A 25,547-nucleotide genomic window follows, 5' to 3' on the forward strand; every position below is an offset into this window, starting at 1 on the left:
AAGCTGGGGCTTAGCCGCCTTTTTTGCTTGGGGATGGATTGATGCTGGAAGGATTGGAAGCGTTGTTTCGTTGACATCTGTTTTTCGGGCATCATATACTTAAAGGATGAAGATACTAGCTAAGAGGTGAGATCCATGCTTGATCGTTTAGAAGCGCTTGCCAACCGGTACGAAAAGCTTAGCGAGCTGCTTTGCGATCCGGATGTGGCCAGCGACAGCAAGAAGCTGCGCGAATACTCCAAAGAGCAGTCCGATCTGCAAGAGGTGTATAACGCGTATCAAGAATATAAATCGGTGTCCGAGCAATTGTCGGACGCTCGCACCATGCTCGGAGAGAAGCTTGACGACGAAATGAAGGAGCTTGTGAAGCTTGAGGTTTCCGAGCTGACGGAGCGCAAGGATGCGCTCGAAGAGCAAATTCGCGTGCTGCTCCTGCCGAAGGACCCGAACGACGACAAGAACGTCATCGTGGAAATTCGCGGCGCGGCGGGCGGCGAGGAAGCGGCTTTGTTCGCGGCGGAATTGTACCGCATGTATACGAAATATGCCGATATGCAGGGCTGGCGGACGGAGCTGATGGAAGCGAGCGAGAGCGATCTCGGCGGGTTCAAGGAAATCATCTTCGTTGTCAAAGGCAAAGGCGCCTATTCGAAGCTTAAGTTCGAGAGCGGCGCGCACCGCGTGCAGCGCGTGCCGGAGACGGAATCCGGCGGACGGATCCATACGTCGACTTCGACCGTTGTCGTTATGCCGGAAGTGGAGGACGTGGAAGTTGAGATTAAGGAAAGCGATATTCGCGTCGACACGTTCTGTTCGTCCGGCGCAGGCGGACAGTCCGTCAATACGACGAAATCGGCCGTGCGCGTAACGCACCTTCCGACAGGCATCGTGGCGACATGTCAAGACGGCAAATCGCAAAACTCCAATAAAGAGATGGCATTGCGGGTGCTCCGCGCCCGTATTTACGAGAAGAAGCTGCTGGAAGAGCAGGAGAAATACGATTCGGAGCGCCGGAACAAGGTCGGCACGGGCGACCGAAGCGAGCGCATTCGGACGTACAATTATCCGCAAAGCCGGGTGACGGACCACCGGATCGGTTTGACGCTGCATAAGCTGGACCAAGTGTTGAACGGCGATATAGAAGAGATCATATCCGCGTTGACGGTCGCATCCCAATCGGAGATGGCCGAGAGAGGGGAATATTCCGCGTGACAACATCCGGAATGACAACTAGAGAAGCCTTTATGAGGGCTTCTTCTTTTTTGCTCGGGCGCGGGGTAAGCGAGCACGCCGCTTCGGCGGAGCTGCTGCTGCAGCACGTGCTTGGCGTCTCGCGTACCAGATTGCTGCTGGTGTGGAGCGATCCGATCGAAGAGGAGGCGTTCGGCAAGCTATGGGACCTGCTGCAGCGCCGCGCGGCGGGCGAACCCGTGCAATACATTATGGGGGAAGCTTACTTTTACGGGCTGCCGTTTCGGGTGACGCCGGCGGTGCTTATTCCGCGTCCGGAGACGGAGCTGCTCGTGGAACGCATTGCGGCGATCGGCCGGGAGCTGTGGGAGCCCGGGTCCGGAGCGCGTCCGGTCATTGTGGATGTCGGGGCCGGAAGCGGCGCTATCGGTGTTTCGCTGGCGGCGGAGAACCCTTCGTGGCGCGTGTTTTGCTCGGATATTAGTGTTGATGCGCTTGCTGTTGCGGCGTCCAACGCGGAGCGCAATGGCGTAACGGATCGAGTGCGGTTTCTGGAAGGGGATTTACTGGAGCCTGCCGCACGTGAGTTGGGGGAGACAATCGATATGTTGGTGTCCAATCCGCCTTATATTCGTTCGAGCGACATTAACGAGCTGCAGGTGGAGGTTCGCGACTATGAGCCGCATCTTGCGCTTGACGGAGGTCCGGACGGACTGGCACCGTATCGACGGATACTTGAGCAGATGCGGGAATTCAACGTGTGGCCGCGTTTGGTCGGCTTCGAGGTCGGAATGGGCCAGGCGCGCGATTTGGAGCAGATGCTGAGGGAGACGTGCCGCTGGACCGAGCTGCTCGTTGTACCGGATTTGGCGGGGATTGAGCGCCATGTTATCGGGGTTCGCCGTTAAGAGGTACGGGTGACGGGACCGCATACGATAGAGGAAGCGCGCGAACCCGTTGGTACACACATACCGGAAATACGATTGTCATTGTTGACGCGTATATTGGCGTGCGGGTTGGCGTGGCGGTTAGTTGCCGCTTTTGGGGCAGCGGATAGGATGGGGACCCGGTAGTGGATAAGCGATACGGGGAAACCTGTGACCTGTGATTATCCACTTGTGGATGTGTGTAATGTTGATAAGTTTGTGGGTAAGTGGATATCCACTGTGGATATTCGCTTGAATCGTGTGGATGGCACGTTATGAAATGTGGATAAATTATGTTCGGCCGGGGAGTTATCCCCGGTTTTTTTGTTGTGTTGTGGTTGAGAGGGTGCAGCGGGAGAAGTTCCGTTGGAGGGGGCAGAGTGTGGTAAGAGGGGAGGGCAGCGGAAGAAAACTCCGTTGGAAGTAGCAGGAGGTGGCGGTTGAGAGGGTATAGCGGGAGAAAGTTCTGTTGGAAGTAGCTGGATGTGGTGGTTGAGAGGGTGCAGCGGGAGAAGTTCCGTTGGAGCACATGAAAATAACAACACTCTGAGTTGCTAAGGGGCCTATTTTGGACACCTTCAGAAAAATAGCAACACTACGAGTGGCTATTCGGCGAAAATCAGGTGTGGGAGGCTCATTTTCAGCTTGATAGCAATCTGTAGTGTTGCTATTTTCTACAAGCCCCCTAAAACAAGTCCGATAGCAACACGTAGTTTGCTTAATTCCGAGCCAACTAAAAACTACAGCTAGATTTATAGAATCATAGGTTTAGAGAGTCCCTCGGCTGTCCATACTGTGGGTATGAGGCAAGGTCGAGAGGGGATGGCACGGGTGAAGCAATCATTTTGGAAATCATTCTTTTTTGTACATGTAGCTTTGATGGTGCTTGTCATGTCTTGGGAGCAAGGGAAAAATGACGCAGTGATCGCCGCGGCGGCTAACGACGTTACGATTCCGCAGGAATCGATTCGGCTAAGAATTCTCGCAGACTCGGACGCGACAGAAGACCAACTGCTGAAGCGCCGCATCCGCGATGCGATTATCGAGCAGATGAACGCATGGGTGAAGGGGCCGCAAACGATCGAGGAAGCACGAGAAACCGTTCGCACACACATACCGGAGCTGGAGACGCTTGTCGGCCGATATGTAAGAGAAGCGGGATATGACTATACTTACAAAGTGGAACTCGGCATCGTGCCGTTCCCTACTAAAGTGTACGGAGATAAAGTATACCCGGCCGGGGACTATGAGGCGCTGCGCGTCACGCTCGGACGGGGACTCGGTCAAAACTGGTGGTGCGTGCTGTTTCCGCCGCTTTGCTTCGTGGACGTGACGGCGGGCGAATCCCCGAACAAGGATAAGGATCAGCCGGCGAAAAGCGGCGGCGAAAAGGTTGCCGCAAATGCAACCGCAGAGGCGACAGGCTCCGATGAGGTGGAGTTCCGTTTCTTCCTGTTCGACTGGTTCAAAGGCTTCACGCATACGGTGCAATCGTGGTTCGCGTAATTGTGATATAATGGGAGCGCATCATAACAAAAAGGACGGAAGAATACCCGAATGCCAGCGAACCAGAACCAAAACCAAAACCAGAACCCAATCGGAACCAAATTATGGAATGTCCAACATATACCAAGCGACAGCCTCCGGGGCAACCTCTCGGAGGCTGCGGCTTTGCTGCGCGAGGGCGCGCTCGTAGCGTTCCCGACCGAGACCGTGTACGGGCTCGGGGCCGATGCGCGGAACACCGAAGCGGTGGAGCGGATATTCGCCGCCAAGGGACGACCGTCGGACAATCCGCTGATCGTGCATATCGCGGATGTGGAGGCGGCGGAGCAGCTGGCGGAGCATATTAACGAGACGGAACGCAGACTGATCGAGCGGTTTTGGCCGGGGCCGCTCACGCTCGTACTGCCGGTGCGGCCCGGCGCGGTTTCGCCCCGCGTGACGGCGGGGCTCGATACGGTCGCGGTGCGCATGCCCGCGCACGAGACGGCGCTTGCGCTGATCGCGCAAGCAGGGGTGCCGGTGGCGGCGCCGAGCGCCAACCGGTCCGGGCGGCCCAGCCCGACGCTTGCACGTCATGTGCAGGAGGACCTCCAGGGCCGCATCGAGGGCATCGTCGACGGTGGACCGACCGACGTGGGCTTGGAGTCGACCGTAGCCCGGGTCGACGAAGAAGGGGCCGTACATATATTGCGGCCCGGAGGCATCACGGCGGAGTCGCTTCGCGACGCCGGGTTTATTGTAGCGGCGCATCGGCTGAGCGGCGCCAAAGAAGAGGAAGCTCCGCGCTCCCCCGGCATGAAATACACGCACTACGCCCCCAAAGGGCGCTTGTGCGTGGTGGAAGGCGCAGCGGACGCGGTCCGCGCGCACATCCAAAATCGCGTTGACGACGACGCCGCGCAAGGGCTGCGAACCGCGGTGCTCGCGTTCGCGCCAACACCCGGCGCGGCGCTGCCGTACCGCGCCGACTACACCGTCGCCCTCGGCGAACGGGGCGACGCAACGACCGCGGCGCACAAGCTGTACGCCGCTTTAAGAGAATGCGACGCTCGGGACATCGCGCGCATTTACGCCGAAGCCGTCGACGCTTCCGGTCTCGGCTTCGCCTTCATGAACCGGCTGGAGAAGGCCGCCGGCGGCAACATCATCCGCGTCTGAACGCAACGCCGGTCAGGGACGAACACCTGTCTTCCGACCGCTCAGACATGTTTCCCCTCTTGTCCGCATAGCATGGTTAGTGATAAGCGGACAAACTAGGGGGCGGAAGCTTTGGCGGAAATTACGGAACATTTGGGGCAAACTCTCACCATCCTCCTGATTGCCATAGCGCTCGGGATGGACGCATTCTCGCTCAGCCTCGGCATCGGGATGAGGGGCATACGGCTCAGAGACGTCGCCAAAATCAGCGCCGCCATTGCGCTATTCCACGTGTTGATGCCGTTGGTGGGCTTTTTCACGGGAAAATACATGAGCACGCTGCTTGGGGATTTGGCGGTAGCCATTGGCGGAGGGCTGCTGATGGCGCTGGGCGCCCATATGATTTACAGCTCGCTTCGGGGGGAGGCCGTCCGATCGATCAATCACGGATCGTTCTTCGGGGTGCTCGCCTTCGCGTTAAGCTGCAGCGTCGATTCGCTGTCGGTCGGCGTGTCGCTCGGCATGTTTTCGACCGACCTCATTTTGTCCGTCATGATGTTCGGGCTGCTCGGAGGCTTCATGTCCGCGGTCGGGCTCATGGTCGGGCGGAGAGTCGGGGCGATGATCGGCGAGTACGGGGAAGCGCTGGGCGGCGCGGTGCTGCTCGCCTTCGGTTTGCTATTTTTATTTTGACCTTTCTTTGGTTTACAATAGAGTTGATTAGGTTCCTAGGCCGAAGGAAGGAGGATGTTCATGCAAAAGCATAAGCGTTTGTTGTTCGTCTGTACGGGAAACACCTGCCGCAGTCCGATGGCGGAATCGCTGTTCCGAAAGCTGGCGGCGGAGAGCGGGCTCGAAGCCGAAGCCAAATCGGCGGGCGTTGCCGCGCTTAACGGAACGTCCATGTCCAAGCATTCGGCAACGGTGCTGAAGAACAAGGGAATCAAAGACACTCACCGGTTTCAATCCTCCGAGCTGACGAAGGAGCTCGTCGATTGGGCGGATCTGATTTTGACCATGACGTCGCATCATAAGCGTCACGTGCTGGAGTCGTACCCCGGCGCCGTGGACAAAACGTTCACGCTAAAAGAATACGCGGACGACAGCTCCGATCTGGACGCGCTGCACCGGGAGCGGGAGTCGCTCATTGCCGACTTGCAGGTCAAAATGGCGCTAAAACAACACATTACCGATGCCGAGAAGGATAAATTGTTCGAGCTGGAACAGCGTGTTCCGAATATGGATATCGTCGATCCGATCGGCGGCTCGTTAAAAACATATGAAGTCGTCGCCCGAGAGCTGGAGGCAGTGTTGCTCGGCATTATCGAAAAGCTGAAGCAATGATATTTGGAGCTTTACATCGAAGAGGCTTTTGCGATATGATGATTTCAACATACGGGACCCTGATGTAACTGGCGACATTCGTGGACGACCACAATGGAGCATCGGGGCATACGCCGGTCGCCTGGGCAAGAGCATGGACGCGCAACGCGTGTCGTATGCTCTTTTTTGCATGTTAGGGTATAATATGGGGCGAACGAATATGGAAGCTAGGAGAGATGAGAACGATGAAAATTGCCATCGGCGCGGATCATGCAGGCTATAGACTGAAAGCGGAAATTATAGAATATGTTCGCTCCCTCGGCCACGAGGTGGAGGATTTCGGGGTGAACGGGCCGGATTCGGTGGATTATCCCGATTTCGCGGCGAAGGTGTGCGCCAAAGTCGTTTCCAAGGAAGCCGACCGCGGCATCTTGATTTGCGGCACCGGAATCGGTATGTCGATTGCTGCGAATAAAGTGCCCGGCATTCGCTGCGCGCTTGTTCATGACGTGTTTTCGGCTAAGGCGACGCGGGAGCATAACGATACGAACGTGCTGGCGATGGGCGAACGCGTCATCGGGCCGGGGCTCGCGCAAGAAATCGCAGGAACGTGGCTCGGGACCGAATTTTCTCAAGGGGAGCGTCATAAGAACCGCATTGCGAAGGTGACGGCGCTGGAAGGGCAGCAATCCATTCATCCTTAATGAACAATGTACCGCCTGATTCGAACGATCGGAGGGATGCGCGAGTGGCAGAACGTGAACCCGACTTGGAAAAAATGGCGTATGACATTTATACAATCGCCAAAGAAGTGGCGCAAGCGGGCGGAATAAAAACCGGGCAGCTTGTTGTCGCAGGCGTAAGCACAAGCGAGGTGCTAGGTCAGAGGATCGGCAGCCACGGCACGTCGGAGGTCGCTTCCGCCTTATTCGCAGGACTGCAGCGGTTTCAAGAGGAGATCGGCTGCTATGTGGCATATCAATGCTGCGAACATTTGAACCGGGCGCTCGTCATCGAACGGGAAGCGGCGGAGAAATACGGCTTTGAGCCGGTGAGCGTCGTTCCGGTGCCGAAGGCGGGCGGGGCGATGGCCTCCTGGGCGCACCGCCATCTGGACGACGCCGTGATCGTGGAGGAAATCCGGGCCCATGCGGGCATCGATGTCGGCGAAACGCTGATCGGCATGCACCTGCGCCGTGTAGCGGTTCCGTTCCGGCCGTCGATCCGATTTGTCGGGAACGCCCGAGTGAACGCGGCGTTCACGCGTCCGAAGCTGATCGGAGGCGCGAGGGCGGTCTACACGCTGCCGCAGGAAGGCATGGAGCCCGTCCCGGCAGCCACGGCAACTCCGGAAACCGGGACGCTTACGATGGAGGATATGTAGTCGCAGTCCGAATAGATTCAACATAACCAACTAAAAAAAGGGAGCTGGAGAAAATGGAACAACTGAGGGTGCAAGATCCGGAAATGCTGAAAGCGATGGGTGAAGAGCTTGGCCGCCAGCAGCGCAATCTGGAGCTGATCGCTTCGGAGAACATTGTCAGCGAAGCGGTTATGCAAGCTATGGGTTCGGTACTTACGAACAAGTACGCGGAAGGATATCCTGGCCGCCGCTACTACGGCGGCTGCGAATACGTGGACGTCGCCGAAAACTTGGCGCGCGACCGCGTGAAGCAGCTGTTCGGCGCGGAGCATGCGAACGTGCAGCCGCACTCCGGCGCGCAGGCGAACCTCGCGGTATACTTGGCCGCGCTGAAGCCGGGCGACACCGTCCTCGGCATGAACCTGGCGCACGGCGGACATTTGACGCACGGCAGCCCGGTCAACGCATCCGGCATCCTGTATAATTTCGTCGCTTACGGCGTCAATGAAGAGTCGCATTACATCGATTACGACGAAGTGCGCAAGGCGGCGTTCAAGCACCGCCCGCGTCTCATCGTGGCGGGCGCGAGCGCGTATCCGCGCATCATCGATTTCGAAGCGCTCGGCAAAATCGCGAACGACGTCGGCGCGCTGTTCATGGTCGACATGGCTCATATCGCCGGCCTCGTGGCGGGCGGACAGCATCCGAGCCCGGTGCCGCATGCGCATTTTGTAACTTCGACTACGCACAAGACGCTCCGCGGTCCCCGCGGCGGCCTCATTCTGTGCCGGAAGCCTTGGGCGGCGGCGATCGACAAGGCCGTGTTCCCGGGTACGCAAGGCGGACCGTTGATGCACGTCATCGCGGCGAAGGGCGTCGCATTCGGCGAAGCGCTTCGTCCGGAATTCAAAGACTACGCGGCGCAAGTCGTTGCCAACGCGAAGGCGATGGCGGAGCAGTTCCTTGCCGAAGGCATCAGCCTCGTTTCCGGCGGAACGGACAACCACTTGATGCTTGTCGACCTGCGCGGCTTGAACGTAACCGGCAAGGAAGCGGAGAAGCTGCTCGACGAAGCGGGAATTACCGTCAATAAGAACGCGATCCCGAACGATCCAGCGGGTCCGATGATCACCTCCGGCATCCGGATCGGTACGCCGGCAGTGACGACCCGCGGCATGAAGGAAGACGACATGCGCGCGATCGCACGCATCATCTCGATGGTGCTGAAGTCGCCGAAGGATGCGAGCGTCGTAGAGAAGGCGCGCGGCATGGTGTACGAACTGACCGCGAAATATCCGATCTACCCGAACCTCGAATATTAAAATGACGAAGCCCCCGGCTTGCTGGCTATTTCAGCGAGCTTGGGGGCTTTTTTAGGCGTTGTTAGAGCTGTACCTTTGTGCCGGTTCGGGCGCTTTCGATCGCGCCGTACACCATGGCCACGCTTTTGATATTGTCGCGGCAGTCCGTTTCGGCCGGGCGGCCTTCGTTCAGTGCTGCGAACATTTCGTCCAAGCAGCCGTGATGATACTCGTTGCCGCTCCAGGACGTCTCCGCCGTGAAGCGCTCGAACTTGTTTTGGAACGGCTTCCCTTCGGGTTGAACGATCGTTTCATATACGGGCGCGTTTGTTCCGTCCCACAGAGCGGTGCCTTTGGAGCCGACGATCCGCCACGACGATTCCCACGAGGTGGGGTAGCCTTCCGCGCACCAAGAGCCCCGATAGTTGAAAACGGAGCCGTCCCCGTATTCGAAGATGCAAACGGCGGACGCGTTCCCTTTGTACCAGGAGCCTTCCGGATTGAATTCGTGGCAGTATACCGATATGGGATCTTTACCGGTAATGAATCGGGCTTGGTCGAACGTATGTATCGCCATATCGAGAATGAGCGGCGAATCCATCGCGTCGCGGAAGCCGCCGAAGTGCGGGCCCAGGAAGAAATCGGCGCAGACGAAGCCCGGATTGCCTATGGCGCCGGAGACGATTGTCTCGCGGAAGGCGCGGATGTTCTTGATGTAGCGGCGGTTTTGCATGACAGAGTACGTCTTTCCGGCGCGCTCGACGGCATCGATCATCGCGCGGGCGGCATCGAGCGAGTGAGCCATCGGCTTTTCGCCGAAGACGGCGCAGCCGAGCTCGAGCGCAGTGGTGACCACTTCGTAATGGCTGTCGGGTATTGTGATGTCGAACAGAAGGTTGGCGCCCGTTTCTTTAATTGCTGTACGGACATCGGTGAACGTGCGGCCGATCCCGAATTCCTGCTGATACCGTTTGGCATTGTCTTCGAAGATGTCGACGAAAGCGACGATCTCGCAGTCGCTGCGCTTCATCGCGTACTCGATCCAAGTCCGGGCCATGCCGCCGCAGCCGGCCACTACTACTTTATGCATGATTCCTGCATCTCCTTTCGCCGATGGCGAATGATGTACTTATTGTAACGCAAAAGCCCGCCGCATCCTATGGATGTGTCGAGCTATTTTGCCGTAAGATAGAGGGAGCTAACGGATGGATCCGGACTGATATTGATGAAAAAGAAATAGGGTTGGCGGAAGAACGGGCGGATTACGGGTTGGTGCAAGTGAAGAAGCTTGGTCGATTACGGAGCGGGACCGAACGGAAGAGTTCGGAGGATTTCGAAGTGAGAGCGGACGGAACGGCTCGAGCGGATTGCGAATGGGAGGGGGCTGGCGGGCATGTCGGAAACGGAAATTGTGACGGAGTCTAAAGGGATAATGACGTCGGTAATGACGTTCAACTTGCGGCGCAGCTCGTGGACCGACCGAAACAATGCATGGCGGTTCCGGAAGCGAAGCGTCGCGGAGACGATTCTAAGATCCGGAGCGGAGTTCATCGGCACGCAGGAAGGCTTGCCGCTCATGCTCAAGGAGCTCGATGGACTGCTGCCCGGCTATGGCCGCGTCGGTCAAGGGAGGGACGGCGGCTCCAAGGGCGAGCACTGCGCGATCTATTACGTTAAGGAGCGATGGAAGCCCGCGGAGCACGGAACGTTCTGGCTCTCCGTCACACCGGAGCTGCCGGCAAGCCGCGGGTGGGGAGCCATGTTCCCGCGAATTTGCACGTGGGCCGTATTCGAACCGGCCGACGGAGGGATCCCGCGCTTAGCCGTATACAATGTGCATCTCGACCACATCAGCGGCCTTGCGCGGGAGCGGGGAGCCGCGCTGGCGGCGGCGCGGCTGATCGAGCGGCGGGCGGCCTCCGGCGTGCCCGCCGTCCTTGTCGGCGACTTCAACTCGTCGCCTCGACGCCCTGCGGTCGCGCAGCTGAGCGCGCCGCCGTATTCGCTCGTCGATGCCTGCGACGAGCTGCCGGGAGGCGCCGCCGCAGCCGGCGCCACGTACCACGCCTTCCGCGGGGGCGGGGAAGGCGGGAAGCCGATCGACTATATATTCGCGACGGACGATATCCGTATCGAACAGATCGTCGTCGATCGGGAGAAGTGCCTCGGCCGGTTTCCGTCCGACCATTATCCGGTGATCGCGCACATCTCGCTGCCATAACGATTCGCGGCCTTATGCTCCAATGCCGAACACGTCCGTGATCAGCGATAGGATGAGCAGCAATCCCATAATGCCGCTTGCCGCCAACGCTTTTGATTTATTCGGCAGTCCCGCCCGATGGAGGACGGAACGGAAGTACATGACAAACCCTATGGCAATGAGTGCAAATTCTACAGCCATGCTGGCCGCCGGATAGTTCCACAGATGCAAGCCAAGCAGCGGCAAATCTCCCGCGTTGCCGGGCAATATCGGCAGGTCCCTGCGATGAACGAGCAAATCCAGCATCCAGTGGCTGAATACGACCGAGCCGATGACGATGCCCGCTCTTTTTCCCCATGCCCGCCGCGCAAAGAACCCGGCAATGACCGCAATCGCAATGGCGCCGACCAAGGAGTGCGTATAATCGGCATGGATGATCGCTTTGCCGTACCCGGTTCCCGCAGGCGAATCGATCGTCTCCACACCCGACAGCAATAAGGGAACGAACAAAATATCCAACAGTTGCGTAGCCGCCATGAGGGACCAGAGCGGCACCCCCGGCTCTTTCGCCTTGACCGCCGCAGCGAGTCCGAAATGTCCTGCAAACATGTTACTTCACGCCTTTCTTTGTATGGTGGGTTGTCGCCCGATTGTCGAGCCAGTTGGCCAAAACAGTGAACAGCAAAATAAAAACAATAAAATTCATGCGGCTCTCTCCTTCAAAAATAATCATATTCGCCATAAAACTAATAGTGTTAGTTTAAATATAACTAACGTTATTAGTTTCGTCAACACTATTTTCTGTCGAATATAAAAAACACAACTGTACCGCCTCTCGGACGGGTACGCGTCCGGGTTGAAAGAGGCGGCACTGTGCTTCAAGCGATTCTATTTTCTAAAATGTCCCATTAACGTGGTGATTGTCTTTCTTTGCTCCGGCAGCGGCTCTCGAAGCTTGCCTTTATCAACGAGGTGCTTCAGCACGTAGGGGATGAGTGCGCAGCCCGCTACATCACCGCGTGTCATATAAGCGATCTGAGGTGCAAGGTGCTTCGGCTGGTTGATCATGGCAAGCTTCAACCGTTCTTCGTAAAGCGTGGAGACAGCCGGTTTATAAAGCTCCGATAAGTCCGGGATCAGACGGTTGACAGCCGCTGCGGTGTCCGGAGTGTCGATCCACACTGCGTTGAAAAGATAGCCTTTTTCCTTCTGAATGATGTATTTCTTTGACAGCAGGAAAGCGTAAGTTTCCCGATTTTCCTCGGTATCTTTCAATTCATTTCTTCTGAATGCGTCGCACAGCTGTACATCCCTAGAGTGCAAATGCCGCCACCCGGGCCGATCGCTCCAATACGTGTCCATTTGCCACAAATGAAGACTGCCTCCTCCTCCTCGATTCATCGGCCCAACCGCTTTGTAAAATTTCTGCTCATAGCTTACGGCAGGTTGGAGAGGCCTCCTTATTTCGGTATAAACAATGTACTTGCCGCCATCCTTTCGCAACGGAATGATTTGCTCCGGATCGTCGGCGGCGGGGAGTGAACGATTCCCTTGGTTTTCGACATTTTTCGGGAGGAGGGTCCACAACAAGAAATTGTAGTCGTTATTAGGAACGTACAGATCGGTCTCTACCATTTGACCACGAATGTCCATCAGCGCCTCATAATGCCGGTCGGCGATTTTTGCGGCGCATTGCTTCAGCAACTTATGGCCTTCCTCTTTATGCTCAATAACGGGGTCCTGGATAACGATATTCGCAGCGTATTTTCCAGGGGATGTTTCCGTAATGTAATCGTATTCCGCCAAAAAGGCGACCTCATCTTCAACAAATGCGGCAGGCGTTCCAAGCTCATTCGCAAGCTCTTTAACGGATAGAGGCTTGTTGTACATGGCGTAAATTATGTTTTGGGTCAAAGTCCGCCCGAGAAAATCGGGGCCTTCCGCCAACCAACCCGGACTGCCGATATGGCCTGTCGTCGAGAAACGAATCGGATTAAAGCTGAGCTCTCCGGTTCTTCGCACCTTTTCCATCCCTTTCTTCATCTCCTTCTTCGCATCGTGTAGATGCCATTTTACGGTTCCGACAGGAAGGTTAAGGGCGGCAGCGATCTCGCTTTGCTTTAGGCCGTCGTAATAATGCATCGTGACGATCCGCCTTTGCATTTCCGACAGCAGGGCGATTTCTCTGCGCAACGCTTGAACCGATTCGCTTTGCAGAAGCAAATCGAGCGGCCCTTCGGTTGGATCTGCGGGTAGGTCGGACATGCCGTTATTGTCCGTATAGTGCCTTCGGTTAGACGCATTCTTCACCCAGTTCGCCCATACGTACCGGGCAACGGTCCAAACGTATGCATCCATATTGGAGATCGCGGCCCCTGCCGCAACGGATTTGAATAGTTGAAGCATGATCTCTTGAGCGAGATCCTCCGCTTCCTGCCTATGCCCCGCACGCTTCAACGCAAATCCGAATATCGGTCGGGCGTACCGTTTCGCAAGGTCCTCTGCAGTTATGTTTGTGGCGGTATGGGCGGGCATGCTGCTTCCTCCTTGCAATCCTGTCAAATATAAAGTGTGGAGACGGTATAAAAGGTTGGAAGTTTTTTTCATTATGTCAAAATGTACGAAAAAGAGACAGTGTTGCACGCCGCAGCTTACACTCCCGCACGCAATTTGGCAAAAGGATGTTTATATTGTGCTGTCCTTTTTCCATAAATTCGCCGAAATCCGGCTTTAACCAACCATTATGGCAAAAGTGTGTTCAAAAACGGTAATGGCGACAGCATGTTTTGAACACAGTTTTGCCAATACATCATTAGACGAGGGAAAAAACCGCAAAATTATGACCGAACCGCAACCGATTATAGACAACCTTTTTCCAAACGGAGGAGGGTACAGCCGACAAACCGCCATGTGCGGATTCGGCGCACATACAGGCTAACCCCGCCTCCCGCCATGCACGCCAAAAAGGCCGCCCCCAAAAAATTGGAGACGGCCCCGAAAAACTTCCTCAATGCCGTATAGCGCCTACCCGGTATGTAGCCCGTTCGGTTTGAATGTGCAGCTCATGATTTTGAACGGAGCCTCGAATATTCCCGGCCAGCGCGATTTCGTACGAGCCTCTCGGGAGCTCGGCGGCGCCCGAACCTCCGTCTACGGTAATCGTGCCTTCGCCGTGCAGGATAATCCGGTCGTCGTTGACGAAATCGTCGCTGTCCGGTCCGCCGGTGCCGTAGGCCACTTTCTGCAGCTTCAGCATGACTTGATCGGTGTCGCCGTTCTCCTCCTTGCGGATGAGCAACGTTTCGTTCACGTGCCCAAGCAGCCATTCCGTCATTTGTACCATATCCACCGTTTGATCGCCTCTTTCCTTAACGCTGCTTCGTCTAATGCTTCACCTTTGTTAAGGTAACCAGTTCGAAGGCAAATTAACACCTTTACCCTCCGGCGGTCGTTCGGCTGTTCGCTTCGCTTGGCGCAGGCGGCGTGTCGGCCTTTTCCGTATCCTGGTTGTCCCAGTACATTTCCGCGATGGCTTCGGCGAGGACGTCCATGGAGCGGTAACACTCCTCCAGCGTATTGTCGACGCCGCCTACTTCAATCAGAACGCTATACGGGGAAAGAGACTGATTGAATTCGGCGTTGGAATGCTCGAGCTTTTTTACGATGCCGCGGGATATTCCGGGCAATTTTTCCTCTACGCGGGAATTCATTTCCCCGGCGAAGGCAAAGTTTTGCTCGAAGTTCGGGTTTTTTTCCCCGATGACGAAATACAGCTTGGCGTAAGATGTCCCGTCTTTCGTCAAGGTTGTAGCATCTCTTCTGGCGGAGTCGCGGTGAAGGTCTAGAATAAATTGAAGCCCCTCGTTTTTTTGCATGACTGCTTTGACGGTTTTTCTAGACTCGGTATAGGCCGTCTTCCATGGGTACTGCGCATCGGAGTGGAGCCCTCCTATTCCCTTCTCCGCCAGCTTGTCGACAAGGTATTTGCCCACGTTCGTTATGGAAGTCGGCTTTTCTTTCGTCGAGTATGCGCGGTCCGGCTGCGTTTCGCCGTCCAGCTCCGGCAAATACGATTCCGTATTATGCGAGTGGTATACGAACAATATTTTTTTCGATAAGTCGGCGCCGTTCGGCGGTTCGCCCGGCTCTTGCGGAGGAGGGGCGCTCGGCTCTTGTTCGCCGGACTCGCCGCCAGCGGGCTCCTGTCCGCCCGCTCCCGGTTGTTGGCCGGTTTCCTCCGGCTGCCCTTCCTCAGGACTGTGGGAGCCCATTAAGTCGGGAGAAGGCGGAATTTCGAGCGGGTAATCGTGAGCCGCCGTGTTTTTGCCTCTGACGAGGATGACGTACTGATTGTTCGGAGCGCCGGGCAGCGTCTGCGCGGCCAGCGTGCGCGGGTCCCCGGGATCGATTCCGGTCGTAAGGCGCGTCAAAAATTGCGTCACGTTGCCGGTCGAGAATGAGGAGGCATCCTCGTTGCGCGGCAGCTGGCGAAACTCCATCCCCAGCATATCGATGAAAAATACGCTCGGCAATGACGCCGCCGCGCCTTCCAATTGCTGGACCGGGGAATCTTCCAGCTTCCATAGAATAGACACTAGCGATATGACGACGAAAGTTCCGATGATGCACCATACAACGAGAGAGGCGAAGGCGCGGGCCAAGCCTCCGGCTCCTTCGGCGATTGAACGCCCGAGTTGTTTCCATCGCATGTAAAGTTCTACTCCTTGTCCTCAAAGCGGTTATAGTGTTTTTTCATCCGCTTCTTACCCAATTCTATGAACCGGTGCTAGAAGGTAGAACCCCAGGTGCCATGAAGCGCATAGTGCAACGAAAGTGGGACAATGTTATAATGGTTAAGATTTTTTTGCAACCAATAATCGGGAGGCCGAACAAACGAATGAGTAAAGTGTTCCTGTGTGATCACCCGCTGATCCAGCATAAGCTGACTTACATACGCGACGAACGCACAAATACGAAGGATTTCAGAGAGCTGGTCGACGAGGTGGCGACGCTGATGGCCTATGAGATTACCCGGGACATTCCGCTAGAGAGCACCCAAGTGAAGACTCCGGTAGCCGTTACGGAATCGAAGATCATCTCCGGAAGAATGCTCGGCTTGATTCCGATTTTGCGCGCGGGGCTCGGCATGGTGGACGGCATTCTGAAGCTGATCCCGGCTGCGAAGGTGGGACACATCGGCCTATACCGCGATCCGGATACGCTGCAGCCGGTGGAATATTATGCGAAGCTGCCGACGGACGTGACCGAGCGCGAGCTGATCGTGATCGATCCGATGCTGGCAACCGGCGGTTCCGCCATTGCGGCGATCGAGCTGCTGAAGAAGCGGGGCTGCAACCAAATTAAGCTGATGTGTCTGATCGCGGCTCCGGAGGGCGTGAAGGCGATGCAGGAGGCTCACCCGGACGTTGACATTTACACGGCTTCCATCGACGAATATTTGAACGATCACGGCTACATCATTCCCGGACTCGGCGACGCCGGAGACCGGTTGTTCGGCACGAAGTAAAATATAAGGAATCGGGGGAATCGCCGGTGGTAGGTCGCATTAAAGTAATGACCGTCTTCGGAGGCCGCCCGGAAGCGGTGAAGATGGCTCCGCTCATTCTGGAGCTCGGGAAGCATAAGGACAAGATCGATTCCGTCGTCTGCGTGACGGCGCAGCACCGCGAAATGCTCGACAGCGTGCTGGAAGTGTTCGGCATCCGGCCGGATTACGACTTGAATGTAATGAAGGCGCGGCAGTCGCTGAACGAAATTACGATTCGAGTGCTGCAAGGGCTCGAGCCGGTGCTGATGGAAGAGAAGCCTGACATCGTGCTCGTTCACGGCGACACGCAGACGACGTTCCTGGCAAGCTACGCGTCGTTCCTGCAGCGTATCAAAGTCGGGCACGTGGAAGCGGGGCTGCGCACCTGGAACAAGCTCTCGCCGTACCCGGAGGAGATGAACCGTCAGCTGACCGGCGTGCTTGCGGACCTGCACTTCGCTCCGACGAATTGGTCGGCGGACAACCTTCGCAGGGAGAACAAGCCGGAGGATTCGATTTTCATTACCGGCAACACCGTCACCGATGTCGGCCGATACATTGTGAAAGAAAGCTACGAGCATCCGCTGCTTGATTGGGCGAAGGACAAGCGTCTGATTCTGATGACGGCGCATCGCCGCGAATCGCAGGGCGAGCCGCACCGCCGCGTATTCCGCGCCGTTCGCCGCATTGCGGACGAATTCGACGACGTCGCGATCGTCTATCCGGTTCACTTGAACCCTGTCGTACAGGAGACCGCGCGCGAGCTGCTCAGCGGACACCCCCGCATCAAGCTCGTAGATCCGCTGGATCTCATTGAGATGTACAACTTTTATCCGCATACGCATTTGATATTAACCGATTCCGGGGGTTTGCAGGAGGAGGCGCCTTCGTTCGGCGTTCCCGTCCTTGTGCTGCGGGACACTACCGAGCGGCCGGAAGGAATCGAAGCGGGCACGCTGGAGCTGGTAGGCACCGACGAGCAGCGGATCTATGAAAGAACGAAAGCGCTGCTGACGGATTCCGCTACTTACGAGAAAATGAGCCGAGCGGCCAACCCTTACGGCGACGGAAGGGCGTCGGAACGGATTGTACAAGCGATCCTTCATCATTTCGGATTGTCCGAGCGCAGGCCGGAGAAGTTTCAAGCATAAAGCTGGAAGATTACAGCATACAGTTGCACTGTATGGTTTGAGAAGCGGGAAAACTGTTGCCGCGCAAGGGTTTTCCGCTTGTCCGTTCACGGAATGTTTGAAATTACGTGAATTGACAAACCTTACGCCGGATGGATAAAATATATGAGGGTTAGCAGGGGTAGGGCTATGAATAAGAAGAGCAATAAAGATAATCCGTGGCGGGCCGCCGGTTTGGTAGGCGTCATGGGGCTTGATGTTGCGATTTGCATCACCCTGGGCTTTTTTCTCGGCGATCGGATCGGCGGTTCGCGCGGCTGGGTTGCCTTCGGCATCTTAGCGGGGCTGGCAGTCGGCATTCTCTCCTGTGTGGTGCTGCTGAAACGCTTACTGGAGGACTCCGATGGTTGAAATATTGAATAAAGCCGTACGGACAGCTCTTTTTTTTATGTCCGCCTTATTGGCTGCTTGGGCATTGGTTCCTGAGGGAAGAACGGTTGCCGCCGGCCTGATTCTGGGCACCTTGGCGAGCGTTGTGAATGCGTTTTTATTGCGTAGAAGGGTTGAGTTTCTAAGCAATCTCGCGGAACAAGGCGTCGTCAGGAAGGGCATGGGGTTGGCAGGACGGCTCGCGACCGTGCTGCTTGCCGTTATGGTTGCCAAGCGGTATCCGGAATACTTTGCTTTGCCCGCTACATTGGCAAGCTGTTTTTTTGTCCAAATTGCGGTGTTTTTTACAGCAATTGTACACAATAATAATCGTTCCGATGGAAAGGGGTGAAGCACAGTATGCATATATTCCCGGTGGTGGAGATCGGCGGGCTCCATTTTGACATTTCGGCGATTATAGCAATTCTCGTTTCGTCGATTGTTGTATTTGCTCTCGCAAGAGCGGCGGTCGCCAATATGTCCGTACGAAATCCGACGAAAATCCAGAACTTTATGGAATGGGTCGTCGAATTCGTCCATAACACGATTGCCAGCACAATGCCGTTAAGCAAGGCGAAAACATACATCTCTCTTGGTATGACGCTGATCATGTTCATCTTCGTTTCCAACTTGCTGGGTTTGCCGTTCGGTATCGTTACCGATGTGGCTCCGGATAATCACGGCCCGGTTACCTTTGCAGGCATGACGCTTTTGACAGAACATGATATAGAAGTAGCGCACGAACAAGGCAAGCATCTTTCGTTCGCTTGGTGGAAGTCGCCGACGGCCGACTTGTCGGTAACGGCAGGCCTCGCGCTGATCGTGTTCGTGATGGTTCATTTCCTTGGACTGACGCAGAACACAAAGCATTACTTGAAGCACTATTTCGAACCGTTCCCGATTTTCTTCCCGCTTAACATTATGAAGGAGCTCGCTAAGCCGCTTACGCTCGCACTGCGTTTGTTCGCGAACATTTTTGCGGGCGAGGTGTTGATTTCGACAATCCTCATGATGGGCTGGATCGGGTTGCCGCTCATGGCGGCATGGCAAGGCTTTAGTATTTTCGTAGGCGCCATTCAGGCGTTCTTGTTCACGATTTTGACGATGGTGTATATTTCGCAGGCAACGGTTCACGAGGAGCATTCCGCCGAGCATTAAGCTTCGGTTGAAGCAAAGCTTGAATCCGAGCTTTCGAAACAAAAATATGCAATAACAGACCACCTAAAATTTAAGGAGGATTTTCAAATGGAATTTTTGGCAGCAGCTTTGGCAATCGGTTTGGGCGCGCTCGGCGCAGGTATCGGTAACGGTTTGATCGTAAGCAAGACGGTAGAAGGCATCTCCCGTCAACCTGAACTTCGCGGTACGCTTCAAACGACGATGTTTATCGGCGTTGGTATCGTCGAGGTCGTTCCGATCATCGGCGTAGTTATCGGCTTCCTTCTGTACTTCGGAGCGTAAGCCGCTTCTATAAGTGCGAATATGGCGGGGATGGCTTGAGCCCTCCACGCCTTCAATTTGATAACGTCAGAATGCGCTTATAGCGGCTGGTTAGGAACACCAGTAGAAAGGAGTGTCCGCTTTGAACTTCGTTTGGGAGTCGACGGTAATTACGATCATTGCCTTTGGTATTTTGTATTGGCTGCTTAACAAGTACGCTTTCGGTCCATTGTTCAACATGATGGAGCAGCGTAAACAATTGGTGCTTGGCGAGCTCGAGCAGGCGGAAGCGAACCGCAAGGAGTCTTCGGCATTGCTTGACGAGCAGCGCAAAGCGATCGAACAAGCCCGCAAGGAAGCTCAAGACATCGTTGAGCAAACCCGCAAAATCAGCGCGAAGTCGGCTGAAGATATCATCGAAGCCGCTAAGAATGAAGCGCAGCGCTTGAAGACCAGCGCTATGGAAGATATCGTGAACGAGAAAAATCAAGCGATTGCGGAGCTTCGCAATCAAGTCGGCGAAATGTCCGTCAAGATCGCTTCCAAGATCATCGAGAAGGAAGTCGACGCCAAGGCGCAAGACCAGTTGATCGATAAGTACCTGAAAGAGGTTGACAATCGATGAGCGGCATGGCGGTAGCGGCCAAAAGGTACGCGAAAGCGCTGTTTGAGACGGCGAAGGATAAAGGACAGATCGAGGAGACGGGAGAACAATTGCAGGCGGTTGCCCAGGCGCTGGCCGGCAATCCGGAAATCCAAGCGTTCTTCGATCATCCGAAAATCGGCAACGACGTGAAGATTCGCGCCGTAAAGGACGCAGTCAGCGGCAAAGTTTCCGAGCAAGTCGTGAACACGCTGCAGCTTCTGATCGACCGGGGCCGCGGCTCGTCCGTCGGGCTTGTGGCACAGGCTTATAAAGCTATTGCAGACGAATTCCTGGGGCGCGCTAACGCGTATGTAACCTCCGCGTTCGATTTGACGCCGGAGCAGCAGGAAGGAATCGCGCGTCATTTCAGCGCCGTAACAGGCAAGAAAGTGACGGTTGAAACGGTTGTAGATAAGTCGCTCCTCGGGGGCATTCGCATTCGAATCGGCGATACATTGTATGACGGCAGCTTGGCCACCAAGCTGGCGGAGCTAGAAAGATCGTTCAATAAAGCACGATAGGGGTGACGTTCATTGAGTATCAGACCCGAAGAAATCAGCACGCTCATTAAACAGCAAATAGAACAATATCAATCCGAAGCTCGCGTCGTTGAAGTCGGCACAGTCATCACGATCGGTGACGGTGTTGCCCGCGCACACGGACTCTCGAACGTAATGGCCGGGGAGCTGCTCGAATTTGAGAACGGATCCGTAGGTTACGCGTTGAACCTGGAAGAAGATAACGTAGGTATCGTTATCCTCGGTCCGTACAAGGAAATTAAAGAAGGACAGCAAGTAAAGCGTACGGGCCGCATCATGGAGGTTCCGGTAGGCGAAGCGCTGCTTGGCCGCGTCGTAAACCCGCTCGGCCAGCCGCTTGACGGCAAAGGCCCGGTTAACACGACGGAAACTCGTCCGGTTGAATCTCCGGCGCCAGGCGTTATCGACCGGAAATCGGTTCACGAGCCGATGCAAACCGGCATCAAAGCGATCGACGCGATGGTCCCGATCGGCCGCGGTCAGCGCGAGCTCATCATCGGCGACCGTCAAACCGGTAAAACATCGATCGCGATCGATACGATCCTTAACCAGAAGGGCAACGGCGTAATTTGTATTTACGTTGCCATCGGCCAAAAGCAATCGACGGTTGCTCAGGTCGTAGAAACGCTCCGCCGCCACGGCGCAATGGAATACTCCATCGTCGTGAACGCAGGCGCATCCGAGCCGGCGCCGCTCCTGTGGTTGGCTCCGTACGCGGGCGTAGCGATGGGCGAATACTTTATGTACAAAGGACAGCACGTCCTGATCATCTATGACGACTTGACCAAGCAAGCGGCCGCATACCGCGAATTGTCCTTGCTGCTCCGTCGTCCTCCGGGCCGCGAGGCTTATCCGGGCGACGTATTCTACTTGCACTCCCGTTTGCTCGAGCGTGCGGCGAAGCTGAACGACGCTCTCGGCGGCGGCTCCATTACGGCGCTTCCGTTCATCGAGACGCAAGCTTCCGACGTATCGGCTTACATTCCGACGAACGTGATCTCGATTACGGACGGACAGATCTTCTTGGAGTCCGACCTGTTCTATGCGGGTCAGCGTCCTGCGGTCAATACGGGTATTTCCGTATCCCGCGTAGGCGGCTCCGCGCAAATCAAGGCGATGAAGAAGGTCGCAGGCACACTGCGTCTTGACCTCGCGCAATACCGCGAGCTTGCTGCGTTCGCGCAGTTCGGCTCCGATTTGGATAAATCGACGCAAGCGCGTTTGACGCGCGGTGCGCGCACGATGGAAATCATGAAGCAAGGCGTTAACCAGCCGATGCCGGTCGAAAAGCAAGTCGTATCGATTTACGTCGTTGTGAAGGGCTTTGTAGACGACATTCCGGTCGGCGACGTCCTCCGCTTCGAGAAAGACTTCCACGCGTATGTCGATGCGAACTACCCGCAAATCTTCGGTGCCATTCGCGATTCGAAAGACTTGAGCAAAGAGACCGAAGCACTTATTACGGAAGCGGTGGAAAAGTTCAAAAAGGGCTTCTCCGTCACGGCGTAGGCGCGGAAGGAGCGTGACATACCATGGCTAAAGGGATGCGCGATATAAAGCGCCAAATCAAAGGCTACCAGAACACTAAGCAGATTACGAAAGCGATGGAAATGATCGCGGCCTCCCGGCTGAAGCGCGCGCAGGATGCCGCTCAGTCGGCACGGCCTTACGCGGATAAGCTTCGCGAAGTCATTGCCAGCGTCGCGTCCGCGGGCGGCGGCGTCAAGCATCCGATGCTTGAGAAGCGCCCGATCAAGCGGACCGGTTATCTGGTCATTACGTCGGACCGCGGTTTGGCGGGCGGCTACAACGCGAACTTGCTTCGGAAGCTGTCCTTGATGCTTCGCGAGAAGCATCGCTCCGCGGACGAATACGAGCTGTATGTTGTCGGCCGGAAGGGTAGAGACTACTTCCTCCGCAGGAACATGCCGGTTGTGGCGCAGACGACGGGCTTGCCGGACTTCCCGCGCTTCTCCGATATTAAAGAAGTTGCTTCTGCAGCCGTTAATGCTTACGAAACGGGCACAATCGACGAGTTGGTCTTGGTCTACAACGAGTTCAAATCGGCGATTTCCCAAACGCCTGTCGATAAGACTTTGTTGCCGCTCGGCGAAGTAACGTCCGCGAGCGGAGCGAAGGCGAGCTACGAATTCGAGCCTTCTCCGGAGGCGGTATTGGAACACATTCTTCCGCGCTATGCGGAAACGATGGTGTACAGTGCGGTTCTGGAAGGCAAGGCGAGCGAGTTCGGAGCGCGCATGACGGCGATGAGCAGCGCGACGAAGAACGCGACGAAGCTGATTTCCTCGCTTACGTTGCAATACAACCGCGCACGTCAGGCTTCGATTACGCAAGAAATTACGGAAATCGTCGCCGGCGCGAACGCGCAATAACGGGTAAACGTGAACGGCGGCTTCGGCCGCCTACGCATAAAGATTTTGCATAAGGCAAACGGCTCGTTTGCCGTGAAATGCTTCGAAATGAAGCCTGAGACAATCAAAGGTTGTCGCGTAATCGCTTCGATATGAAGCTAGGAGGGAAATCGATGAATAAAGGACGCATTCTCCAGGTAATGGGACCGGTCGTCGACGTAGAGTTCGAACGCGGCCAATTGCCTGAGATCTCTAATGCGATTAAATTGGTTCGTGACGCCGATACGGTCGTAACCGCGGAAGTGGCGGTTCACCTCGGCGATAACGTAGCTCGTACGATCGCGATGTCTTCTACGGACGGCTTGGTGCGCGGCGGTGAAGCCGTTGACACAGGAGCGCCGATTTCCGTACCGGTAGGCGCAGTGACATTGGGCCGCGTGTTCAACGTGCTTGGCGAATCCATCGACAACGCGGGCGATGTTTCCCGCGAAAAGGTGCTGCCGATTCACCGTGCGGCTCCGGAATTCGCTGAGCTCTCGACGCAAGCGGAAATTCTTGAAACCGGGATTAAAGTTATCGACTTGCTGGCTCCGTACGCTAAGGGCGGTAAAATCGGCCTCTTCGGCGGCGCGGGCGTAGGCAAGACGGTATTGATCCAGGAGCTTATCAACAACATCGCACAAGAGCACGGCGGTATTTCCGTATTCGCCGGCGTAGGCGAGCGTACCCGCGAAGGTAACGACCTGTACCACGAGATGAAGGACTCCGGCGTTATCGACAAAACCGCGATGGTATTCGGCCAAATGAACGAACCGCCGGGCGCGCGTCTTCGCGTTGCATTGACGGGTCTTACGATGGCCGAGTTTTTCCGCGATGAAGAAGGCCGCGACGTGCTTCTGTTCGTCGACAACATTTTCCGTTTCACGCAGGCAGGCTCCGAGGTATCCGCATTGCTCGGACGTATGCCGTCCGCGGTAGGTTACCAGCCGACGCTTGCTACCGAAATGGGTCAATTGCAAGAACGGATTACGTCCACGAAGAAAGGCTCCGTAACGTCCATTCAGGCGATTTACGTTCCTGCGGACGACTACACCGACCCGGCTCCTGCGACTACGTTCGCGCACTTGGACGCAACGACGAACCTGGAGCGTAAAATTTCCGAGCTCGGTATTTACCCTGCGGTTGATCCGCTGGCATCCAGCTCCCGGATTTTGTCCCCTGAGGTTGTCGGCCAAGAGCATTATGACGTAGCTCAAGGCGTTAAGCGTCTCCTTGCCCGTTACAAAGAGCTGCAAGATATTATCGCCATCCTCGGTATGGACGAGTTGTCCGACGAAGATAAGCTGACGGTTGCACGGGCTCGTAAGGTACAACGCTTCTTGTCGCAAGCGTTCCACGTTGCCGAGCAATTTACCGGCCAGCCGGGCAAATACGTTCCGGTTAAAGAAACGGTTCGCAGCTTTAAAGAAATTCTCGAAGGCAAGCACGACGACCTTCCGGAAGCCGCTTTCCTCTACGTTGGCACGATTGAAGAAGCAGTAGAAAAAGCGAAGAAATTGTGATCGGGGGTATATAGCCCATGAGCACATTGCTGTTGGAAATCGTCACTCCGGAGAGAAAAATATACTCGCAACAAGTTAAAATGGTGATCGCCAAAGGCATCGACGGCGAGCTCGGCATCCTGCCGAACCATATTCCGTTGGTGACGCCGCTTAAGGTTTCTGCGGTGAGAGCTAAGGCAGAAGGACAACAGGAGCACGTCATCGCCGTTCACGGCGGCTTTATGGAGGTTCGCAAGGATAAGGTCATTATTTTGGCCGAAAGCGCCGAGCTTCCGGAAGAGATCGATGTAGACCGCGCCGCTCGGGCGCGCGAACGCGCGGAAGCGCGCTTGCGCCAAGCAAAGCAGGAAAACGTCGATTACAAACGTGCGCAGCGTGCGCTTGAGCGCGCAATCCTGCGTTTGAACGTTAGAAATCGGGATCTTTAATTTTTTAAAGCTGTCCGGCAAGGATGTACCTTGTCGGGCAGCTTTTTTGTCTGTTGGGAGTAGCTGTCCCGCCTTAATGAAACTGTGTGAACCTCCGAAATCAATACCTTTCGATCAGCTATCCTACCGGCTGACCGCACATACCGCGCACTTAAGTACATCTGGATATCGCTAAACGGAGATGGGTGCACTGTAAACTTGCATGCACCTTCCAAATAACTACCCTTCAAACCGCTATTGCCCCGAGTAACCATACATACCGCGCACTTAAGTACATCTGGATCCGCTAAACGGAGGTGGGTTCACTGTTAACTTGCATGCACCTTCCAAATAAGTACCCTTCAAACCGCTATTGCCCCGAGTAACCATACATACCGTGCACTTTAGTACATCTGGATCCGCTAAACGGAGATGGGTGCACTGTAAACCTGTAATTAACCCACAAAGTACACGAGTGACCGGTAAGGAATGACTGTGGGAAAACTTGCAATACTAACCGAAAAACA

The 25,547-nt window shown here is 55.8% G+C and carries 27 protein-coding genes and 1 riboswitch; of the genes, 22 read left to right on the top strand and 5 right to left on the bottom strand.

Features of this window, described 5'->3' with window-relative positions; translation table 11 throughout:
• Positions 1–135 precede the first annotated feature (135 nt).
• The 9 genes from prfA to glyA all read left to right on the top strand — a co-directional run bounded on the left by prfA (position 136) and on the right by glyA (position 8,768).
• Positions 136–1,212, top strand: coding sequence for a peptide chain release factor 1 (gene prfA, locus PT964_RS06040; RefSeq protein WP_274362436.1), 1,077 nt, complete (start codon positions 136–138; stop codon positions 1,210–1,212).
• 11 nt (positions 1,213–1,223) lie between these two features.
• Complete coding sequence (gene prmC, locus PT964_RS06045; protein WP_274362585.1) at positions 1,224–2,099, top strand: peptide chain release factor N(5)-glutamine methyltransferase; 876 nt, start codon at positions 1,224–1,226, stop codon at positions 2,097–2,099.
• A gap of 840 nt (positions 2,100–2,939) precedes the next feature.
• Entirely contained in the window at positions 2,940–3,623 is a 684-nt protein-coding gene (gene spoIIR, locus PT964_RS06050; protein ID WP_274362437.1) for a stage II sporulation protein R, read from the top strand.
• A 51-nt stretch (positions 3,624–3,674) separates the two neighbouring features.
• Positions 3,675–4,781, top strand: a complete 1,107-nt coding sequence (locus PT964_RS06055; protein WP_274362438.1) for an L-threonylcarbamoyladenylate synthase — start codon at positions 3,675–3,677, stop codon at positions 4,779–4,781.
• A gap of 111 nt (positions 4,782–4,892) precedes the next feature.
• Positions 4,893–5,453 carry a manganese efflux pump MntP gene (locus PT964_RS06060; protein WP_274362439.1) on the top strand — a complete coding sequence of 187 codons (561 nt, stop codon included), beginning with the start codon at positions 4,893–4,895 and terminating at the stop codon, positions 5,451–5,453.
• Positions 5,454–5,513: 60 nt separating this feature from the next.
• Positions 5,514–6,104, top strand: coding sequence for a low molecular weight protein arginine phosphatase (locus tag PT964_RS06065; RefSeq protein WP_274362440.1), 591 nt, complete (start codon positions 5,514–5,516; stop codon positions 6,102–6,104).
• A gap of 54 nt (positions 6,105–6,158) precedes the next feature.
• A riboswitch (ZMP/ZTP riboswitch) is annotated at positions 6,159–6,238 on the top strand.
• Positions 6,239–6,328: 90 nt separating this feature from the next.
• Entirely contained in the window at positions 6,329–6,787 is a 459-nt protein-coding gene (gene rpiB, locus PT964_RS06070; protein ID WP_274362441.1) for a ribose 5-phosphate isomerase B, read from the top strand.
• 74 nt (positions 6,788–6,861) lie between these two features.
• Entirely contained in the window at positions 6,862–7,467 is a 606-nt protein-coding gene (locus tag PT964_RS06075; RefSeq protein ID WP_274362586.1) for a TIGR01440 family protein, read from the top strand.
• Between the two features lie 53 nt (positions 7,468–7,520).
• Complete coding sequence (gene glyA / locus PT964_RS06080; RefSeq protein ID WP_274362442.1) at positions 7,521–8,768, top strand: serine hydroxymethyltransferase; 1,248 nt, start codon at positions 7,521–7,523, stop codon at positions 8,766–8,768.
• Positions 8,769–8,829: 61 nt separating this feature from the next.
• Here the strand turns inward: glyA and PT964_RS06085 are convergent, their stop codons facing one another.
• Positions 8,830–9,837, bottom strand: a complete 1,008-nt coding sequence (locus tag PT964_RS06085; RefSeq protein WP_274362443.1) for a Gfo/Idh/MocA family protein — start codon at positions 9,835–9,837, stop codon at positions 8,830–8,832.
• Positions 9,838–10,140: 303 nt separating this feature from the next.
• On the opposite strand from PT964_RS06085, the gene PT964_RS06090 reads away from it, so the two are divergent.
• Entirely contained in the window at positions 10,141–10,968 is an 828-nt protein-coding gene (locus PT964_RS06090; RefSeq protein WP_274362444.1) for an endonuclease/exonuclease/phosphatase family protein, read from the top strand.
• 12 nt (positions 10,969–10,980) lie between these two features.
• On the opposite strand, the gene PT964_RS06095 is transcribed toward PT964_RS06090, so the two are convergent.
• The 4 genes from PT964_RS06095 to spoIIP all read right to left on the bottom strand — a co-directional run bounded on the left by PT964_RS06095 (position 10,981) and on the right by spoIIP (position 15,656).
• On the bottom strand, positions 10,981–11,556 hold the full coding sequence (locus tag PT964_RS06095) for a permease (RefSeq protein WP_274362445.1): 576 nt from the start codon (positions 11,554–11,556) through the stop codon (positions 10,981–10,983).
• A 279-nt stretch (positions 11,557–11,835) separates the two neighbouring features.
• Positions 11,836–13,482, bottom strand: coding sequence for an RNA polymerase sigma factor (locus PT964_RS06100; protein ID WP_274362446.1), 1,647 nt, complete (start codon positions 13,480–13,482; stop codon positions 11,836–11,838).
• A 472-nt stretch (positions 13,483–13,954) separates the two neighbouring features.
• The gene (gene ymzB, locus PT964_RS06105) at positions 13,955–14,290 is read right to left on the bottom strand and encodes a protein YmzB (protein ID WP_482194165.1); all 336 of its coding nucleotides are present in this window, start codon (positions 14,288–14,290) and stop codon (positions 13,955–13,957) included.
• A 91-nt stretch (positions 14,291–14,381) separates the two neighbouring features.
• On the bottom strand, positions 14,382–15,656 hold the full coding sequence (gene spoIIP, locus PT964_RS06110; protein WP_274362448.1) for a stage II sporulation protein P: 1,275 nt from the start codon (positions 15,654–15,656) through the stop codon (positions 14,382–14,384).
• A 188-nt stretch (positions 15,657–15,844) separates the two neighbouring features.
• Here spoIIP and upp point away from each other — a divergent pair, with 188 nt between their 5' ends.
• From upp to PT964_RS06170, 12 genes are all read left to right on the top strand, one after another.
• A complete protein-coding gene (gene upp, locus PT964_RS06115) occupies positions 15,845–16,474 on the top strand; it encodes a uracil phosphoribosyltransferase (protein ID WP_274362449.1) in 630 nt (209 codons plus the stop codon).
• A 47-nt stretch (positions 16,475–16,521) separates the two neighbouring features.
• Positions 16,522–17,646, top strand: a complete 1,125-nt coding sequence (gene wecB / locus PT964_RS06120; RefSeq protein ID WP_274362587.1) for a non-hydrolyzing UDP-N-acetylglucosamine 2-epimerase — start codon at positions 16,522–16,524, stop codon at positions 17,644–17,646.
• Between the two features lie 168 nt (positions 17,647–17,814).
• Positions 17,815–18,036: a hypothetical protein gene (locus tag PT964_RS06125; RefSeq protein ID WP_274362450.1), complete on the top strand. Its 222-nt coding sequence runs from the start codon at positions 17,815–17,817 to the stop codon at positions 18,034–18,036.
• Positions 18,029–18,406, top strand: coding sequence for an ATP synthase subunit I (locus tag PT964_RS06130; protein WP_274362451.1), 378 nt, complete (start codon positions 18,029–18,031; stop codon positions 18,404–18,406). Before PT964_RS06125 ends, PT964_RS06130 begins: the two co-directional genes overlap by 8 nt.
• Before the next feature lie 8 nt (positions 18,407–18,414).
• Complete coding sequence (atpB, locus tag PT964_RS06135) at positions 18,415–19,212, top strand: F0F1 ATP synthase subunit A (RefSeq protein WP_274362452.1); 798 nt, start codon at positions 18,415–18,417, stop codon at positions 19,210–19,212.
• A gap of 87 nt (positions 19,213–19,299) precedes the next feature.
• Positions 19,300–19,515 (top strand): F0F1 ATP synthase subunit C, encoded by a 216-nt coding sequence (gene atpE / locus PT964_RS06140; RefSeq protein ID WP_274362453.1) that lies wholly within the window; start codon positions 19,300–19,302, stop codon positions 19,513–19,515.
• A 112-nt stretch (positions 19,516–19,627) separates the two neighbouring features.
• On the top strand, positions 19,628–20,119 hold the full coding sequence (gene atpF, locus PT964_RS06145) for a F0F1 ATP synthase subunit B (RefSeq protein WP_337995009.1): 492 nt from the start codon (positions 19,628–19,630) through the stop codon (positions 20,117–20,119).
• Entirely contained in the window at positions 20,116–20,661 is a 546-nt protein-coding gene (locus tag PT964_RS06150) for a F0F1 ATP synthase subunit delta (RefSeq protein WP_274362455.1), read from the top strand. Before atpF ends, PT964_RS06150 begins: the two co-directional genes overlap by 4 nt.
• Positions 20,662–20,673: 12 nt before the next feature.
• Positions 20,674–22,188, top strand: a complete 1,515-nt coding sequence (gene atpA, locus PT964_RS06155) for a F0F1 ATP synthase subunit alpha (RefSeq protein WP_274362456.1) — start codon at positions 20,674–20,676, stop codon at positions 22,186–22,188.
• Between the two features lie 23 nt (positions 22,189–22,211).
• Positions 22,212–23,072, top strand: coding sequence for an ATP synthase F1 subunit gamma (gene atpG / locus PT964_RS06160; RefSeq protein WP_274362457.1), 861 nt, complete (start codon positions 22,212–22,214; stop codon positions 23,070–23,072).
• A 152-nt stretch (positions 23,073–23,224) separates the two neighbouring features.
• Entirely contained in the window at positions 23,225–24,613 is a 1,389-nt protein-coding gene (gene atpD, locus PT964_RS06165) for a F0F1 ATP synthase subunit beta (RefSeq protein ID WP_274362458.1), read from the top strand.
• A 17-nt stretch (positions 24,614–24,630) separates the two neighbouring features.
• Positions 24,631–25,041, top strand: a complete 411-nt coding sequence (locus tag PT964_RS06170; protein ID WP_274362459.1) for a F0F1 ATP synthase subunit epsilon — start codon at positions 24,631–24,633, stop codon at positions 25,039–25,041.
• The last annotated feature ends 506 nt before the right edge of the window (positions 25,042–25,547 follow it).

It is taken from the genome of Paenibacillus thermotolerans (assembly GCF_028745515.1).
Classification (GTDB): domain Bacteria; phylum Bacillota; class Bacilli; order Paenibacillales; family YIM-B00363; genus Paenibacillus_AE; species Paenibacillus_AE thermotolerans.